The following is a 15898-nucleotide window of genomic DNA, read 5'->3' as shown; positions in this document are numbered from 1 at the left end:
TAGAGCTCCAGTAGTGAATAGCTGACTGTTTTCCTGAGCTTCTGCACTTCAATTCGTCGCAATTTTCAACTAGCCTCCGGCGCGGCAGACTACCGGAGGCGAAGCATATTATGGCGAATGCGACAGTGGACGATTTGGACGCGTCTGAAACGGGCCGCGGCGGTTATGCCTACAAACTGTCCAATCCTGCCTCATTCTTATGGACGATGCTGATCTTCCTGATCATCGTCGGTTTCGTCGCTTCCATCCTCTACCGCCAGGCTGCCCACGCCTTCCAGACCAATCCGGGCCTCAACGGCCTCATTCTCGGCGTTCTCCTGATCGGCGTGATCCTGGTTTTCAACCAGGTGATCGCCCTGATGCCGGAAGTGCGCTGGTTCAATTCCTTCCGCGCCGCCGGTAACGCTGACAAGGTCGGCCGTGAACCGCGCCTTCTGGCGCCGATGCGCACCCTGATCGGCAGCCGCCGCCGGATGGCGCTGTCGACCAACGCCTTCCGCTCGATCCTCGATACGATCGGCACGCGCCTGGACGAATCACGCGACACGTCGCGTTATCTGATCGGCCTCCTCGTCTTCCTCGGCCTGCTCGGCACGTTCTGGGGACTTATCGAAACCATCGGCTCGATCAGCAACGTCATCGGGGCGCTCGATCCGAATTCCGGCAGTTCCAACGACGTGCTCGCCGCCATCAAGAGCGGCCTTGCCCAGCCGCTCGCCGGCATGGGCACGGCGTTCTCGTCCTCGCTGCTCGGCCTTTCCGGTTCGCTGATCCTGGGCTTCCTCGACCTGCAGGCGGGCCGCGCCCAGAACCGCTTCTATACGGAACTTGAAAACTGGTTGTCGTCGGTGACCGACCTTGGATCGGACATGCCGCCGGCCGTCGCCGAAACGCTTGCGAGCGGTTCCTCGGAGGATTTGAGGGCGCTGACGGAACAACTGCGCGCGCTCGCCTCCGCCCAAAGCAAGGCACCGATCGACGGCCACCAGAACGAACGGTCGCTGTCGGCCATGGCCAATCTTGCCGAAGGCATCCAGGGCCTGGTCAAGAACATGCGCAACGAACAGCAGATGCTGCGCGACTGGATCGAGGCGCAGCAGGAGGAATCAAAGGCCCTGCGCCGCACGCTCGACCGGCTTTCCGACAAGATCGGGGGGAAGTAAGCGATGGCGCTTGGCAAGAGCCGCCGTCGCGAGCGGGGCGTCGACTATTGGCCGGGTTTCGTGGATGCGCTTTCCACGCTGCTGCTTGCCATCATGTTCCTGCTTACCGTCTTCGTGCTGGCGCAATTCCTGCTCAGCCGCGAAATCACCGGGCGTGACGAGGTGCTGAACCGGCTGAACAGCCAGATCGCCGAACTGACGGAACTACTGGCGCTCGAAAAGGGCAATACCCAGGACGTCGAGGATCAGCTTGCCAACCTGCAGTCGTCGCTTGCCACGGCCGAGGCCGACCGCTCGCGCCTGCAGCAGCTTCTGAGCCAGGGCACCGGCAGCAGCAGCGTCGCCAATGCCCGCATCGGCGACCTCACCAACCAGCTCAATCAGGAACAGCAGCTGAGCGCCCGCGCCGCAAGCCAGGTGGAACTGCTCAACCAGCAGATCTCCGCGTTGCGTGCCCAGATCGCGGCCATCGAACAGGCGCTGCAGACCTCGGAAGCCAAGGATGCCTCCTCGCAGGCGCAGATCTCCGATCTCGGCCGGCGCCTCAACGTTGCGCTGGCGCAGCGCGTCCAGGAGTTGAACCGTTACCGCTCCGACTTCTTCGGCCGGCTGCGGGAGATCCTCTCCGACCGCGAGAACATCCGCATCGTCGGCGACCGTTTCGTCTTCCAGTCGGAAGTGCTCTTTCCGGTCGGCGGCAACGAACTCGACCCGGCCGGCCGGGTGGAGATGGACAAGCTTGCGGCGGCTCTTCTCGATCTCGCCAAGGAAATCCCGGCCGAAATCAACTGGGTGCTGCGCGTCGACGGGCATACGGACAACTCGCCGCTTACCGGTTCCGGCCGCTACCGGGACAACTGGGAGCTCTCCTCGGCCCGCGCCACTTCGGTGGTCAAGTACCTGATTTCCAAGGGCGTGCCGGCCAATCGCCTCGTCGCCGCCGGCTTTGGGGAATTCCAGCCTCTCGCCCAAGGCGATACGCCGGACGCTCGCTCCCAAAACCGTCGCATCGAGCTGAAGCTCACCGAGCGATAAATCCGGCCACGGGGAAGACTTAAAGGATGGCCGAAGACAAGCCGGATATGAGCGCCGTCATGAAGGCGGTCGCCGAAAGCCCCAAACGCGACAACAGCGCCTATCACAAGGCGATTGCCGAGGCGCGCCAGGCCTTCGAAGAGGCGGAGGCGGCTCTCGGCGGGCCGGTCGCGGTGCGCACCAAGACCAAGATGAAGCGCAACGGAGACTATGTGGTGAAGTGGACGTTCAGGCGCTCGGAGTAGGTATTTCCGCCGCGATGGAATGGGTGGTCGACGTGAAGCCCAGCCGCTCCAGGCCGCGACGCACCTCGGGTGCGTTCATGAACAGGCGCCACAGCAGGCCGGATCGATAATTTTCGATCATGGCGATGATCGGGCCCTGGTCGATCGCGAGATATGTGCCGGCCACCCAGTCTGTCTTCGGGACGAAGGCGTCGACGAAGCCGAATGCGCCGAGCAGTTTGCCATCGCCGTAGTGAAGCAATGCGCGCATGGCGCTTTCTGCCTCGGCGGGCAGGAAGGGGAAGCTCGACAGGGCGGCGGTCGGGGCGATGACGCCGCGATCGAATGTCGGCGAGTGGGCGCCGTAACCTTGCGGTCCGTCGGATGCGCTGAGGCCCCAGACCCCGGCATTCGCATAATCGGGCACGGTCAGGCAATAGTCGTGGTTGATGCGCGTATGCGCCACGGCCTGATCCCGATAGTTGCTGCAATAGCGGTCGCTCAGGCCCCGCGGATCCAGTGCGCAGAACGAATAATGCGAGATGAAAAGCGGTCCGCCATAGGGCTCGCCAAGCGGAAGCTTCGTTCCAAGATAGGTCTCGCCGTTCAACATGGCGCCAGCCCTCGCCCAGCCGGCATGGTAACTTTCCGGCTTGATCGGATGGGTGTCGGAGCCGGCCGCCAGGACGTAACAGGACAATGCCTCGTTCCAGCCCCAGATCGGCAGGTTCATGGCCCAGTCGTAGTTCGGGCTCCAATGCCAATACAGGGCTTCATCCTTGCCGCGGGTGAACCACTCCCATTCCACCTCGTCGTACAATCGCGTGATATCCGCTCGCAATTTCTCTTCCCGAGCGGTCTCGCCGGCGAAATATTCCCGTGCGCAGATCAGGCCTTGCATCAGCAGCGCCGTTTCGACGAGGTCGCCGCCGTCGTCCCGTCCGGAGAAGCGGATGACGTCGCTCGTCGAGCCGTCGATGAAATGCGCGAATGCCCCGTGGAAACTTGGCGAATGCCTCAGGCGGTCGATGATGGTCGATATGCGCGCCAGTGCCTGCGAACGGGTGACCCACTGGCGTTCGCAGGCGACGATGATGGCAAGGACCCCAAAGCCGACGCCGCTGATCGACACGATGTTCGGGGAAGGCGCGCCCGAGACGAAGCACTTGTCGAACGGCAAGCCCGATTCGGGATGGGCACCATCCCAGAAGAACCGGAAGGTCCGGGCCTGTATCTTGTCCAGGCAATCATCGAGGGACAGGCTGGGCGGCAGGTGACTGAAATTCATGACCTCAAGCTTCTGGCGGCAATGGTATCTGCGATACTAGCGGTTCTGCAACAGGTAGGCACTCGGCGCCCCCGGTTCATTTCCAGCCTGGTCCGGATGGAAACACGTTTGCGTTAACGATCAGAGCGCAGTCGCGCTCTGTCGTTCGATGTCGTGGAACTGCAGGCGGGCGAGCCTGGCATAGAGGCCGCCCTCGGCGATCAGGCTCTGATGCGTGCCTTCCTCGGCGATCCGACCGTCTTCCAGAACGAGGATGCGGTCGGCCTTCAGCACAGTTGCCAGACGATGGGCGATGACCAGCGTTGTGCGATTCTGCATCAGCCCGTCCAGCGCCTTCTGGACCAGCGTTTCGCTTTCCGCATCGAGTGCCGAGGTCGCCTCGTCGAGCAGCAGGACCGGGGCATCCTTGAGGATCGCGCGGGCGATGGCGATGCGCTGGCGCTGGCCGCCGGAGAGCGTGATGCCGCGTTCGCCGGCCATGGTGTCGTAACGGTTGTCCAGTTTCGAGATGAACTCGTCGGCCTGGGCGGCTATGGCGGCGGCCCGAACCGCCTCGCGGCTGGCATCGGGCGCGCTGAAGGCGATGTTGTCGTGGATCGAGGCGGCAAAGATGGTCACGTCCTGGGGCACGATCGCCATGCGGGAGCGCAGTTCTGTGAGTTTCGCCTGGCGCAGGTCGATGCCGTCGAGCTTCACCGAGCCGGCGGAGGGATCGTAGAAACGCAGCAGCAGCGAGAAGATCGTGCTCTTGCCGGCGCCGGACGGACCGACGATCGCCACCGTCTCGCCGGACTTCACCTTGAACGACAGCGAATTCAGCGTGATGGCGCTGACGCGGGCCGGATAGGCGAAGGAGACCGCCTCGAACTCGACTTCGCCGCGCGGCGGGGAGGGGAGCGCGACCGGATTTTCCGCGTCGCGAATGGCCGGGACTTCTTGCAGCAGCTCGGTCAGCCGCTCGGCGGCACCGCCGGCTGACGAAAGCTCGCCCCAGACTTCCGAGAGCTGGCCGAGCGAGCTTGCGACGATCACCGAATAGAGCACGAACTGGCCGAGCGTGCCGGCGGTCATGGTACCGGCCAGAACGCTCTGGGCGCCATACCAGAGTACGCCGACGATGCTGCCGAAAACGAGGAGAATGCCGAAACCGGTCAGCAGTGCGCGGGCCTTGATCGCGGTGCGGGCCGCGTCATAGGCGCTTTCCACAGTACTGCCGTACCTGCCGTTTGCGGTCGTCTCGCCGCCAAAGGCCTGGACGGTGCGGGTGGCGCCGATCACTTCGGAGGCGAAGGCCGAGGTCTGGGCAAGCGTGTCCTGGGCGGCGCGCGAACGCTTTCTGACCGAACGGCCGAAACCGACCAGCGGAAAGACGATCAGCGGGATGGCGCCGAGCACCAGCAAGGAGAGCCGCGGGCTCGTGTAGATCATCATGCCCATCGCGCCGAGACAGAGGATGGTGTTGCGCAGCGCCTGGGAGGCGGAAGAGCCGAAGGCCGACTTGATCTGGACCGTGTCGGCGGTCAGCCGCGAGACGATCTCGCCAGACTGGTTGACGTCGAAAAAGGACGGCGACAGCGACGTGACATGTGAAAACACCTCGCGGCGCAGGTCGGCCACGACCCGTTCGCCGATCGTGATGACGTAATAGTAGCGCATGGCGCTGGCGACCGCGAGGAGGGCTGCCAATGCCAGCAGCATGCCGAAATAGTTGTTGATGAAATGGCCGTCGGAAGAGGCAAAGCCATGGTCGACCATGCGGCGCACGGCAAGCGGCAAGGCAAGCGTCGTTGCGGCGGCGAGCACGAGGAAAACGATTGCCGCGGCGACCATCGAACGATAACGGGCAAGATAGGGAATGAGCCTTGCAAGCGGTCTTAGGGCTTTGCCTCTCGGCTGGTTTTCTCGGGCGTCTGCCACGTCATCTCCATAGGCTCGAAAGGCTCATTTCTCGGCCTTACGGGTACTTGTACTTCCGGTGACCTTCCTGTATAGGCTCCGCATCTAATTGGGAAGCCGTGACCAGACCGGTCTACGGCTTCATTTATTAAAGAGGCCTCTCGCTCGCAATTGCGACAAATGGACCTCGCAGAGCAGGAATATCGACATGAAGGCTGGCATCCATCCGCAGTATCACGTGATCAAAGTGGTCATGACCGACGGCACCGAATATGAAACCCGCTCTACCTGGGGTTCGGAAGGCGCTACCATGAACCTGGAAATCGACCCGAACTCCCATCCGGCCTGGACGGGCGGGAACCAGCAGATGCTGGACCGCGGCGGCCGCGTTTCCAAGTTCAACAAGCGTTTCGGCGGCCTCGGCCTCTAATACGCTTCTTGGCGGACGAGATACGAAGAGCCTGGCGGAAGCCGGGCTTTTTTCGTTTGCGGTGTTGGGATCTGAGGCGTTCTGTTTACGTTTGTACAAATTATATGTATAATTTGTATTCGGCCGCCAAAGGATCATCCATGATGCCCACCGTCAGCTCTCTCGATTTTCAGCGCAAGATCGGCGAATACCAGCATCAGGCGCAGCGTGAGCCGGTTGAGATCACCCGGCACGGACGGCGCGAATTCGTGCTGATGTCCGCAGATCACTATGACTGGCTGAAGGCGGCGGCACAACGGAGCCACGCCACGGCCGATGCTCTCGACGTCGTTATCGATGCGGTAGAGCGGGCCGAGATGGACCCGGAGCATGCGGCGCTCGACGAACTCCTGAAGTAAGAGATCTCGATGGCGTTCATCGAGCCGAAGCCGGGTCTCGTCGTCCGCTATGATTATCTGTGGACGCATGAGGCGGCTGCGGGGCGGTACCAAGGCAAGGATCGTCCGACATGCCTTGTGGCGGCAAGCGATAGCTCTGCCCAACCCCGTTTCGTCATGTTGCTCCCCATCACCCATACGCCGCCCTCCGGCGGCACAGTCGGAATAGAAATTCCGGCCAAGGTGACGCGAGCGATCGGGCTCGACGACGAACCGAGCTGGGTGATCGTTTCCGAGCACAATATCGACGAATGGCCGAGTGCAGGGCTGTCACCGGTGCCGGGCAAATCGAGGGAGTTCAGCTACGGCTATATTCCACCCGGCCTGTTCGCGATCATCAAGGCGAAGTTTCTTGAGCTGGCAAAGGCAAAGAGAAGCCCTTCGGTAAGGCGTTGACCGAAAGGAAAAGGGCCGATGCTTGCGCACGGCCCTCTGGTTCGATGTATTTGCTTTGCGCGATGGCGATCAGTTGCCGAAGGCGGTGCGCAGCAGGTTGAGCTGGGCGCGGACGCTGTTTTCGTTGTCCGGCAGAACGGCCGGGTCGGCCGGGCGGTAAATCTCGCGGTCGAGAATGGCAACACGGTTCTGGAGGCGCAGCGAACGTTCGACGAGATCGCGGAAACCTTCCGGCAGGTCGAGCCAGCCCGGGGCATTGCGGTCGACGTTGAAGCCGTCGAGACGGACCTTGCTCTTTTCCGACAGGACCTGTTCGCGGCTCATCTCGCCATTGTTGACGGCGCGCTGCAGAAGCAGCCAGGAGGCCATCTGCATGAGGCGGGTGGTCAGCCGCATGGATTCGGCCGCATAGAGAACCGATGCCATGCGCGGCAGAACCTTTGAAGCAGCGCGGCCCGTACCGTCGAGATAGCTCGCGGTCTCCTCGACCAGCGACATACCTTCGGAGTAGAGCGCCTTGAACTGCGAAGACGCAGCGGCACGGCCTGCAAAACTTACGGTATTCAATCCCTGTTCGGACATCGAAATCATCCTGCTCAACGCAATCACACTCAGGCAATGACAACGGCGGATAAAAGTTCCCATGCCGTTCTGACTGACCTGAACATGATACTTATAATGGAAATCCGCAAGGCGTTTCTTAAGGAAAGGTTAATACCCACAAGAAGTGGTAAACAACGGCCATGTTCCTGAAATGAGACGCATTTTGGCGTCCAATACAACAGTTTGTTTCTGTGTGAAAGCCGGCTGAAACCCTCGCCGCAGCGGTATTGGAGGCAAGGAGCCGGAGCCGGGCCGGCGTGGCCATAAAAAAAGAGAGCCGCGGAATGGCGGCTCTCAAGGTAAAACAGGGAGAAATCAGACCATTCGCCGAATGGTGAAACTGTCTGAGTCCAGGAAACCTGAACGGCTTTATATTCTACGTTAATGATTAATATAGTCTTAAAAGTAAGCAGAAATACTTAGAGTTCTTGGCTGCGCCCGACGTTCAGGAACGAAACAGACTGTCGGCCGCGCGCCGGCCCGCGGCCTTTATCTCCTTCTCGGCTTCGAGCCGGGAGATTTCCTGCCTCAGGAGGCCGATTCGCGATTCGAGCTCGTCCACGGACAGCATGGAGAGATCGCTGCCGAGCTCGTGGGTTATCGGCTTCTTCGGCCGGTCGTCATCGAGAAAGCTCATGATGCCTCCTTTCGGGCATTCGCATCTGGCTTGGCATTCGCATCCGGTGGTGAGTCGGTGGTGCGAGAGCGGGGGTCGAGCGACAAGCTCTCCGGCGTCGAAAGCTGGGAGCTGCCGCCTGAGGCGGTCGTGTAGGCGTCACGGTCGGCGATCGGAACCGGCGCCCGCTGGCGGCTGCGGATGATAGCATAGACGGCCACCAGAAGATGCGCCCCGGTTGTCACCGCAAACAGTGCATGCGGGCCGGCCCAGGTCATCACCGGGCCGCCGAGCGTCGGACCGATGATCGTGCCGATACCGTAGAGCAAAAGCAGGCCGCCGGAGACCTTCACGAAGTCCTCGGGGGCTGCGAAGTCGTTGGCGTGGGCGACGGCGATCGGATAGAGCGCGTTGGCGGCGGCGCCGTAGATCGCCACCAGCACGACGATCTCATAGGTGCCGGAGGGCCGGATTGCGAGGATCGCCAGGCCCGCGAGGGCTGCCGCGGCCGACAGGCCGGCAAGGACGTGGCGGCGGTCCATCCTGTCGGACAGCCGGCCTGCCGGGAACTGCATGATCGCGCCGGCGAAGAGCGTGATGCTGACCATCGCCGCTACCGCACCCTGGTCGAGCCCGGCGCGCGTGCCGAAGACCGCGCCGAGCGTGCCGTAGGCGCCGTTGGCGACGCCTATCAGCAGGATGCCAATGCAGGAGATCGGCGAGTTGCGGAAGAGGGCGCGCAGATCGAGGCGGGCGCGCTTCAATGGTTGCGGCGAGGCGGCCTTGGACAGCGTCGTCGGCAGTGCGGCAAGGCTGTAGAGGATGCCGCAGATCATGAACAGTGTCGGCGTCGTGATATCGGCGAACGGCACCATCAGCTGGCCGCCGACAACGCCGAAAAGGGTGATCGAGATATAGAAGGAAAAAAGATCGTCCCGCGGCTTTCGCTCGTCGCGCGCTCGTTCAGCCAGCTTTCGATGATCATCGAGGTGCCGGCGGTGCAGAAGCCGGTGATGGCGCGTAAGACCAGCCAGGTGTTTTGATCGACCATCAGCCCGGTCAGCAGCACGTTGAGGCATATCAGCGACAGGAAACCGGAAAAGGCGCGTACATGGCCGATGCGGCGCACTACGTTCGGCGCCACGAAGCAGCCGATGACGAAGCCGGAGGCCCATGTGGTGCCAAGCAGGCCGAGCACTTCGTTGGAATAACCTTCCTGAGCGCCCCGCACCGGCAGAAGCAGGCTCTGCAGGCCATTGCCGAGGAAGAGGAGAAGCGTACCGCAAAGGAGGGCGAGGATTGGAAAGAGGTTTCGTCTCATCTTTGCTACAGTCAGCTCTTTGCACGAATGCGATCAATCACGGCTCCGCAGGCAAGCATTGTTGCATGCCGATGAACCGGGCGTTAACGAAAGCGAAGCGGATTACCTATTCCCCGAATCCCCTCCACATCTATCTGTGGTGGAGCGCAAAAATGTCCAGCCTGTGGCGGATAAGATCGGCAAGACCAAATGACAAAGACAATCGCGGTTCTTCTGATCTTCGCCATGCTTGTGCAGATCATCAAGCCGCTCAACCTTCCGGGCTTGAGGCGCCGGGGCGACTTCTGGAAGCTGGCAATCGTCGCCTTTGCGGTCTGGAGCGCAGCGCTGATCCTGCGCGAATTCACGACTCTCTAGACGTCGATCGAGCCGCGCATGACGGGCACGCAGTGGCCGGTGATGGTGACGTCGGTGACGGTGCCGGCCGTCTTGACCACGTCGAGCTCGATGATGCTGCGGCGGCCCATCTCGACGCCCTGCTCTATTGTCAGATGCACCTGGGCGTCCTTCTCCGGCACACGCGTTACCAGGAAGGCGGAGAGGGCGGCTGAGGCGCTGCCGGTCGCCGGATCCTCCATGATGTCGTCGAGCGGCGCGAACATGCGGGCGCGGAGGTTCCAGGGCTTTTCCCGGCTGCGGACATAGAGGAAGATCGGAAAGTCGCCATCGGCGCCCTGGTGTCTTGCGGCCGCCTTGCGGAACGCCGTGATGTTCGGCCGGGCGGCGGCAAGCGCTTCGAGGCCATCGAGTTCAGTGATCACGAAGGCGAGGCCGACCGAGGCGAAGACCGGTCCATGGGCGGTGGTGCGCACGTGTTTTGCGTCGATCGAAACGCAGTCGGCGATCAGGCCCGGCTCGATCTCGGCGCCGATTTCCAGCGGTCTCGGCGCGCGGATCGTAGCGCCGATCACACCGGCTGCCTCCCGCAGCAGCCGGATTTCCACCAGGCCGGCGATCTCCTCGAATCGGAGCGTATCGGCGAGCGGCTTGCCGAACAGTTCGCGCCGCTGACCGAGCACGTAGGCGGTGCCGACATTGGGGTGGCCGGCAAAGGGAATTTCCATCGTCGGGGTGAAGATGCGTACCCGCGCGCTGTTTTCAGGATTTTCCGGCGGCAGGACGAAGGTGCTTTCGGCATAACCGAATTCGACCGCGATCTTCTGCATCTGCCGGTCGGTGAGCCCGCGCGCATCCGGCACCACGGCGAGCGGGTTGCCGGCGAAACGTTCGGTCGTGAAGACATCGACGGTGACGAAATCTGTGGTCGGCATGGCGGAACTCTCCGGGAGCGATACCGGATTTAAAGCCTCATCAACCGTCATGACCAGCCAATGTTTTTGATCGCGGTCATCAACGGAATGAAAGCGGCCCGCGTCATCGGCTCAGGCAAGACCGTGGTCACGCATCGCCTTCTCCTCGTCGCCGGTGATATAGGCGAAAATCCTGGGGTCGCCATCGGCGATCGTCACCAGATAGAAGTTGGTGAACCGAACATTGCCGGCTTCGCCCGCCTTGTTGACGTAGGAAAAATCCCAGCCGACTTCCGCAAGCGCATGAAGATCGTTGAGGCAGGTGATCCTGACGCCGGTAATGTCCATCCGCTTGCCGCCGGCATCCCGATATCGGGCGAAGCCCTGCGGGATCACTTCCCGGAATGCCGCGTCATTGGCTCCACCGAACACCGCCTGTGGTGTCGAGCCGACGAAGTAGGCGGCGAAGAACGCTGCGACGCCGGAGACATTCACCGCCGCCGCGTCCTTCAGGGCGTCATTGCTGGTTCGGCCGTATTCATCGAAAAGCCTGCGGACCTTTTCTTCAATTTCCGTCATGGGCAACCTCCATCATGCAATGAACGTTGTTTTGCCCGTTCGGTTCACGTCCGCTTCAAGGTCGCAGCAAACAGAAAGGCCGCTCCGTTTCCGGAGCGGCCTTCTTCCTCCTCCTTGAAAAGGCGCTCCTCAAGCGGCCTTTTCGAGATACTTCTTCCAGCTTCCCCCGGTAGCACGTCGCCTGAGAACAGCGGCATGCTCCACAACCGTATCAGGACTTGTTGACGCTTGCGGCGTAGATCTGATCGATCGTTGCGGCCAGGCTCGCATCGAAGTCCGCGTCACTCATCGAGGCACGGAGGTTCTCCGCCAGGGCGCGCGAGAAACTCGCGATCATGCCATGGTTGTGGCTGAGCTTTTCGCAGGCTTCCGCGGTGCTGTAGCCGCCGGAAAGGGCGACGACGCGGACGACCGATTTGTGGGCGGTCAAGGGAGCGTAGAAATCGGCGACCGTCGGGATCGTCAATTTCAGCATGACGGTCTCGCCTGCGGGAAGCTTGTCGAGCTGCTGTGCGATCTCGTCGCGCAAGATCGCTTCAGCCTGTTCCTTTGTCGGGCTCTTGATGGAAACCTCAGGCTCGATGATCGGCATGAGGCCCTGGCCGATGATCTGACGGGCGACCTGGAACTGCTGTTCCACGACGGCAGCGATGCCGGCCTTGTCGGCATGGCCGATCACCGAACGCATCTTGGTCCCGAATATCCCTTTTTCGCGGCCGCGGATGAGGAGATCATCCAGATCGGGCATCGGCTTCATCGTCTGAACGCCGTTTTCCTCGGCATTCAGGCCCTTGTCGACTTTGAGAAAGGGGACGACGCCGCGCTTTTCCCAGAGATAGGAGGGAACGGCCTGACCATCGACGTCGCCGTCCATGGTCCGCTCGAAAAGGATGGCGCCGATAACCTTGTCGCCTGTGAAGGCGGGCGCGCTCATGATGCGGACGCGCATGGCGTGGATCAGGCGGAACATTTCCTCGTCACCCTGATAGTCGGACTCGGACACGCCATAAAGACGCAATGCTCCGGGTGTTGAACCGCCGCTTTGGTCCAGCGCCGCAATAAATCCGGGCGCAGAACGCATCTTGTTCAACATCTTCGCGTCCACCATACTACACTCCTGTCCCTAAAGTTGGCGCACAACGCGCTCGTCTCTCCCAAGCTGTCAGTCGCGGATAACAGAAGTTATTTTAAAGGGAAATCCTCCGGTAAGCTATTGAAACGATTGAAATGCTTTCAATCGTTTAAAACATCTAAAATTTTTTAAACCAGTTAACTCGGGAGCGCGCCGCCCTATATGGAACGCGCTCCCTTTTGGAAAAAATGACAGATCAGGCGGCCTTGATCAGCACCGAGACGCCTGGCAGATCCTTGCCTTCCATCCATTCCAGGAATGCGCCGCCGGCGGTCGAGACATAGGAGAAGTCGTCGGCAGCGCCTGCGTGGTTGAGGGCCGCGACCGTATCGCCGCCGCCTGCGACCGAGGTGAGCTTGCCGGCCCTGGTCTGCTCTGCCGCATGCTTGGCGGCAGCGACCGTCGCCTTGTCGAACGGCTCGATCTCGAAGGCGCCGAGCGGGCCGTTCCAGACGAGCGTCGAGGCCTTGGAGATCCATTCGTTGACGGCCGCCACCGACTTCGGCCCGACGTCGAGCATCATGGCGTCGGCGGGAATCTTGTCGATATCAACCACTTCGTTGGCGGCACCAGCCTTGAACTCGCGGGCGACGACGCCGTCGACCGGCAGCACGATGGCGCAATTGGACGCTGCCGCTTCTGCCATGATCTTGCGGGCCGTGTCGGCAAGGTCGTGCTCGCAGAGCGACTTGCCCACATCGATGCCTTGTGCCGCGATGAAGGTGTTGGCCATGCCGCCGCCAATCACCAGCGCGTCGACCCGTTTCACGAGGTTCTGCAGCAGGTCGATCTTGGTCGAGACCTTGGCGCCGCCGACGATCGCGACGACGGGGCGGGCGGGATTGCCGAGGCCCTTTTCGAGCGCTTCGAGTTCCTCCTGCATCGTGCGGCCGGCATAGGCGGGCAGGTGATGGGCGAGGCCCTCGGTCGAGGCATGGGCGCGGTGGGCGGCGGAGAAGGCGTCGTTGACGAAGATGTCGCCGTTCTTGGCGAGCGCCTCGGTGAAGCCCGGGTCGTTCTTTTCCTCACCCTTGTGGAAACGGGTGTTTTCGAGCAGCAGGATGTCGCCGTTCTTCATGTGGGCGATCGCCTGTTCGGCTTCGGGGCCGATGCAATCGGAGGCGAAGAGGATCTTGTGGCCGAGGACCTGGTTGACGGCAGAGACGATCAGCGACAGCGACATGTCGGCGATCGGCTCGCCCTTCGGACGGCCGAAATGGGCAAGCAGGATGACCTTGGCGCCCTTCTTGGCAAGTTCCAGGATGGTCGGTGCGACGCGTTCGATGCGGGTCGCGTCGGTGACCTTGCCATCGGAAACGGGAACGTTGAGATCGACGCGCACGAGCACGCGCTTGGCTGCGATATCGGTGAGGTCGTCAAGGGTTTTGAAGGCCGGCATGATGCTAATCCATTTACTCGGAAAGTTCGTAGCGGACCTTACTATGCCTGACCGGCGACGCAAGACGATTGGTCGCAACCATTTCCATTCCGTCTGTCGCGGATAGGCTGCATGCCGATTCTACTGCGATAACGCAGCGGGTGGAGGATTTTGTTTGAGCTTTCGCCGCTCTATGCCGGGCCCTCGGGCGGCACGGCGCCCGGCTTCACCGGCACGTTCTTGCCGCGATATCTGCGGACCAGATCGCGGACGCGGTGGGCAATCTCGCGCATGTTGATGAAGATCGGCAGATTGGTCGCCGGCTCCACCGGCTCCAGCGAGATGCCGATGCTGCGGACATGTTCGTGCTCGTCGAGTTCGCGCACGATCAGGATGATCGAGCCGAAGCGGATGCGGTCGGCATAATCCACCCGGCCGCCGAGCCGCGACGTCATAAGGTCGCCGACGGTCATGTTCTGCTCGTTGGCGGACAGCAGGCCGGGGCCGTAAGCCGCATCGAGCTCCTTGGCGGGCCTGGTCGGCGAGATCGCAAACGCGCCGAAAAATTCCGCGTCGTCCTCGTCGACCGGCACCTGGCTTGCGAAGATGCGGTCGAGGAGTTTCGAGTAGGCGGGCGAGATGAACAGGTAGACCTGGTCGTTTTCCTTCAGCCGGCCGGCATATTGATAACGCATGCTGCGGCCGTCGCGGATGACCAGCGACGGCATGGCCCAGCGAGGAATGCGCTCGCCCTGCAGGATCGGGCTGCCCTTCATGACGCGGTAGGAGATCAGTTCGTGATGGGCGGTGCCCGGCAGGTCGAGCTCGATCTTGTCGACGGCGCCGATGCGCGGCGGAATGATGAGGCCGAGCTTGTGGGCGACCGGCTTGATCGTCCAGCCCTGGACGAGGAGGGAGACCAGCACGATGATGAAGGTGACGTTGAAGAAGAGCTGGCCGTTCTCGACGCCGCTCAAGACCGGCATGATCGCCAGCAGGATGGAGACGGCGCCGCGCAGGCCGACCCAGGCGAGGAAGCTGGTTTCCTGCTGGGTGAAATCATAGGGCAGAAGGCTCAGCCACACCGCAATCGGCCGGGCGACGAAGATCAGGAACAGTGCCAGCCCGATCGCCGGCAGAAGGATGGCCGGAAACTGCGACGGCGTGGCGAGCAGGCCGAGTACCAGGAACATGATGATCTGGGCGAGCCAGCTCAGTCCCTCGTTGAAGCGGATGATCTGGGGCTTGGCGAACATCTTGCGATTGCCGGAATAGATGCCGGCCACATAGACCGCGAGGAAGCCGCTGCCGCCCATGGCGCCGGTGAAGGAAAAGACCAGCAGCGCCAGCGTCAGCACGAAGATCGGCGCCAGCCCCCGGTCGGAGGTGAAGCGGTTCAGCACCCAGACGATCATCATGCCGCCGAACAGGCCGCAGATGACGCCGAGCCCCATTTCCTCGACGAACAGGAAAAGGAAGTGCAGGTCGAGGCCGGAAAAACCCTGTCCGGTCGCCAGAAGTTCGGCGAGCGCTATCGTCAGGAAGATCGCCATCGGGTCGTTGGTGCCGGACTCGACTTCGAGCGTCGAACGGACCTTGTCGCGGATGTTGATGCCGCTGACGCGCAGCAGGAAGAAGACGGCGGCCGCATCCGTCGAGGCGACGATCGAGCCGAGCAGCAGGCCTTCGAGCCAGTTGAAGTCGAGAAGGATCGTCGCGGCGAAGGCAAAAAGGCCGGCCGTCAGGAGGACGCCGACCGAGGCGAGCGTGACCGCCGGAACGGCGGCGATGCGAAACGAGTGGATGGGGGTCATGAAGCCGGAATCGAACAGCACGATCGCCAGCGCCAGATATCCCAGCATGAAGGTGAAGGAATAGTTCTCGAATTGGATGCCGAGGCCATCGACGCCGGCGAGCAGGCCGATCGACAGGAAGATCAAGAGGAGGGGAGCACCGAAACGGAAGGCAAGGAGGCTGGAAAGGGCAGCCGCCAGCACCAGGACCGTGCCGACCAGCAGGACGATATAAAAAGCCTCCACCTAAAAGTCCCTTCCTTCGCACCTCTCGCCGACACCATCCCCGTCCGCAGCTCCGGAACCGGAACTGTGCCATACCGCAACGCGGCCATGCAAGAATGGGGCAGATCCCGG

General features: G+C 62.0%; 16 protein-coding genes and 1 pseudogene. 7 read left to right on the top strand and 10 right to left on the bottom strand.

The genetic code is table 11. The features are described 5' to 3' along the window. Positions 1-110: 110 nt before the first annotated feature. The 3 genes from LZK81_RS16290 to LZK81_RS16280 are packed head-to-tail and all read left to right on the top strand — an operon-like array spanning position 111 to position 2443. Positions 111-1163, top strand: coding sequence for a hypothetical protein (locus LZK81_RS16290; RefSeq protein WP_046607860.1), 1053 nt, complete (start codon positions 111-113; stop codon positions 1161-1163). Between the two features lie 3 nt (positions 1164-1166). After that, positions 1167-2198, top strand: coding sequence for a peptidoglycan -binding protein (locus LZK81_RS16285; protein WP_046607859.1), 1032 nt, complete (start codon positions 1167-1169; stop codon positions 2196-2198). 26 nt (positions 2199-2224) lie between these two features. Continuing rightward, positions 2225-2443 (top strand): hypothetical protein, encoded by a 219-nt coding sequence (locus LZK81_RS16280; RefSeq protein WP_046607858.1) that lies wholly within the window; start codon positions 2225-2227, stop codon positions 2441-2443. Here the strand turns inward: LZK81_RS16280 and LZK81_RS16275 are convergent. Together LZK81_RS16275 and LZK81_RS16270 are read right to left on the bottom strand one after the other, a co-directional pair. After that, on the bottom strand, positions 2427-3710 hold the full coding sequence (locus LZK81_RS16275; RefSeq protein ID WP_233953926.1) for a glucoamylase family protein: 1284 nt from the start codon (positions 3708-3710) through the stop codon (positions 2427-2429). The genes LZK81_RS16280 and LZK81_RS16275 overlap by 17 nt on opposite strands. A gap of 120 nt (positions 3711-3830) precedes the next feature. Then, the gene (locus LZK81_RS16270; RefSeq protein ID WP_233953925.1) at positions 3831-5627 is read right to left on the bottom strand and encodes an ABC transporter transmembrane domain-containing protein; all 1797 of its coding nucleotides are present in this window, start codon (positions 5625-5627) and stop codon (positions 3831-3833) included. Between the two features lie 187 nt (positions 5628-5814). Here LZK81_RS16270 and rpmE point away from each other — a divergent pair, with 187 nt between their 5' ends. The 3 genes from rpmE to LZK81_RS16255 all read left to right on the top strand — a co-directional run bounded on the left by rpmE (position 5815) and on the right by LZK81_RS16255 (position 6869). Continuing rightward, on the top strand, positions 5815-6036 hold the full coding sequence (rpmE, locus tag LZK81_RS16265) for a 50S ribosomal protein L31 (RefSeq protein ID WP_038589408.1): 222 nt from the start codon (positions 5815-5817) through the stop codon (positions 6034-6036). Between the two features lie 143 nt (positions 6037-6179). Further along, positions 6180-6434 carry a type II toxin-antitoxin system prevent-host-death family antitoxin gene (locus LZK81_RS16260; RefSeq protein WP_046607886.1) on the top strand — a complete coding sequence of 85 codons (255 nt, stop codon included), beginning with the start codon at positions 6180-6182 and terminating at the stop codon, positions 6432-6434. 9 nt (positions 6435-6443) lie between these two features. Continuing rightward, complete coding sequence (locus tag LZK81_RS16255; RefSeq protein WP_233953924.1) at positions 6444-6869, top strand: hypothetical protein; 426 nt, start codon at positions 6444-6446, stop codon at positions 6867-6869. 69 nt (positions 6870-6938) lie between these two features. On the opposite strand, the gene LZK81_RS16250 is transcribed toward LZK81_RS16255, so the two are convergent. The 3 genes and pseudogenes from LZK81_RS16250 to LZK81_RS16240 all read right to left on the bottom strand — a co-directional run bounded on the left by LZK81_RS16250 (position 6939) and on the right by LZK81_RS16240 (position 9409). Continuing rightward, positions 6939-7451: a DUF1465 family protein gene (locus LZK81_RS16250; protein ID WP_046607855.1), complete on the bottom strand. Its 513-nt coding sequence runs from the start codon at positions 7449-7451 to the stop codon at positions 6939-6941. A 466-nt stretch (positions 7452-7917) separates the two neighbouring features. Further along, positions 7918-8109: a DUF1192 domain-containing protein gene (locus LZK81_RS16245; protein WP_046607854.1), complete on the bottom strand. Its 192-nt coding sequence runs from the start codon at positions 8107-8109 to the stop codon at positions 7918-7920. Continuing rightward, positions 8106-9409: pseudogene (locus LZK81_RS16240) on the bottom strand (MFS transporter). Before LZK81_RS16240 ends, LZK81_RS16245 begins: the two are co-directional and overlap by 4 nt. A 189-nt stretch (positions 9410-9598) precedes the next feature. Here LZK81_RS16240 and LZK81_RS16235 point away from each other — a divergent pair. Next, positions 9599-9766 (top strand): hypothetical protein, encoded by a 168-nt coding sequence (locus LZK81_RS16235; RefSeq protein WP_172716904.1) that lies wholly within the window; start codon positions 9599-9601, stop codon positions 9764-9766. Here LZK81_RS16235 and LZK81_RS16230 read toward each other — a convergent pair. From LZK81_RS16230 to LZK81_RS16210, 5 genes are all read right to left on the bottom strand, one after another. Further along, positions 9763-10680, bottom strand: coding sequence for a PhzF family phenazine biosynthesis protein (locus LZK81_RS16230; protein ID WP_233953923.1), 918 nt, complete (start codon positions 10678-10680; stop codon positions 9763-9765). The genes LZK81_RS16235 and LZK81_RS16230 overlap by 4 nt on opposite strands. A gap of 111 nt (positions 10681-10791) precedes the next feature. Continuing rightward, on the bottom strand, positions 10792-11238 hold the full coding sequence (locus LZK81_RS16225) for a hypothetical protein (RefSeq protein ID WP_046625132.1): 447 nt from the start codon (positions 11236-11238) through the stop codon (positions 10792-10794). A gap of 211 nt (positions 11239-11449) precedes the next feature. After that, positions 11450-12346, bottom strand: a complete 897-nt coding sequence (locus LZK81_RS16220; RefSeq protein WP_233953922.1) for a fructose bisphosphate aldolase — start codon at positions 12344-12346, stop codon at positions 11450-11452. A 220-nt stretch (positions 12347-12566) separates the two neighbouring features. After that, complete coding sequence (locus LZK81_RS16215) at positions 12567-13769, bottom strand: phosphoglycerate kinase (RefSeq protein ID WP_233953921.1); 1203 nt, start codon at positions 13767-13769, stop codon at positions 12567-12569. A 170-nt stretch (positions 13770-13939) separates the two neighbouring features. Continuing rightward, positions 13940-15787, bottom strand: coding sequence for a potassium/proton antiporter (locus LZK81_RS16210; protein WP_046607848.1), 1848 nt, complete (start codon positions 15785-15787; stop codon positions 13940-13942). Positions 15788-15898: the final 111 nt, after the last annotated feature.

The sequence above is a fragment of the Neorhizobium galegae genome (assembly GCF_021391675.1).
Classification (GTDB): Bacteria; Pseudomonadota; Alphaproteobacteria; order Rhizobiales; family Rhizobiaceae; genus Neorhizobium; species Neorhizobium galegae_B.
Note: the sequence above shows the minus strand (reverse complement) of the source record. Positions and strands in the feature narration are given on the sequence as shown.

Bases quoted from the DNA above. Each gene is read 5' to 3' on its own strand.
- rpmE (WP_038589408.1), top strand. From the start codon at position 5,815: ATGAAGGCTGGCATCCATCCGCAGTATCACGTGATCAAAGTGGTCATG.
- LZK81_RS16255 (WP_233953924.1), top strand. From the start codon at position 6,444: ATGGCGTTCATCGAGCCGAAGCCGGGTCTCGTCGTCCGCTATGATTAT.
- LZK81_RS16280 (WP_046607858.1), top strand. From the start codon at position 2,225: ATGGCCGAAGACAAGCCGGATATGAGCGCCGTCATGAAGGCGGTCGCC.
- LZK81_RS16215 (WP_233953921.1), bottom strand. From the start codon at position 13,769: ATGCCGGCCTTCAAAACCCTTGACGACCTCACCGATATCGCAGCCAAG.
- LZK81_RS16275 (WP_233953926.1), bottom strand. From the start codon at position 3,710: ATGAATTTCAGTCACCTGCCGCCCAGCCTGTCCCTCGATGATTGCCTG.
- LZK81_RS16230 (WP_233953923.1), bottom strand. From the start codon at position 10,680: ATGCCGACCACAGATTTCGTCACCGTCGATGTCTTCACGACCGAACGT.
- LZK81_RS16225 (WP_046625132.1), bottom strand. From the start codon at position 11,238: ATGACGGAAATTGAAGAAAAGGTCCGCAGGCTTTTCGATGAATACGGC.
- LZK81_RS16250 (WP_046607855.1), bottom strand. From the start codon at position 7,451: ATGTCCGAACAGGGATTGAATACCGTAAGTTTTGCAGGCCGTGCCGCT.
- LZK81_RS16285 (WP_046607859.1), top strand. From the start codon at position 1,167: ATGGCGCTTGGCAAGAGCCGCCGTCGCGAGCGGGGCGTCGACTATTGG.
- LZK81_RS16245 (WP_046607854.1), bottom strand. From the start codon at position 8,109: ATGAGCTTTCTCGATGACGACCGGCCGAAGAAGCCGATAACCCACGAG.
- LZK81_RS16235 (WP_172716904.1), top strand. From the start codon at position 9,599: ATGACAAAGACAATCGCGGTTCTTCTGATCTTCGCCATGCTTGTGCAG.
- LZK81_RS16290 (WP_046607860.1), top strand. From the start codon at position 111: ATGGCGAATGCGACAGTGGACGATTTGGACGCGTCTGAAACGGGCCGC.
- LZK81_RS16260 (WP_046607886.1), top strand. From the start codon at position 6,180: ATGCCCACCGTCAGCTCTCTCGATTTTCAGCGCAAGATCGGCGAATAC.
- LZK81_RS16220 (WP_233953922.1), bottom strand. From the start codon at position 12,346: ATGGTGGACGCGAAGATGTTGAACAAGATGCGTTCTGCGCCCGGATTT.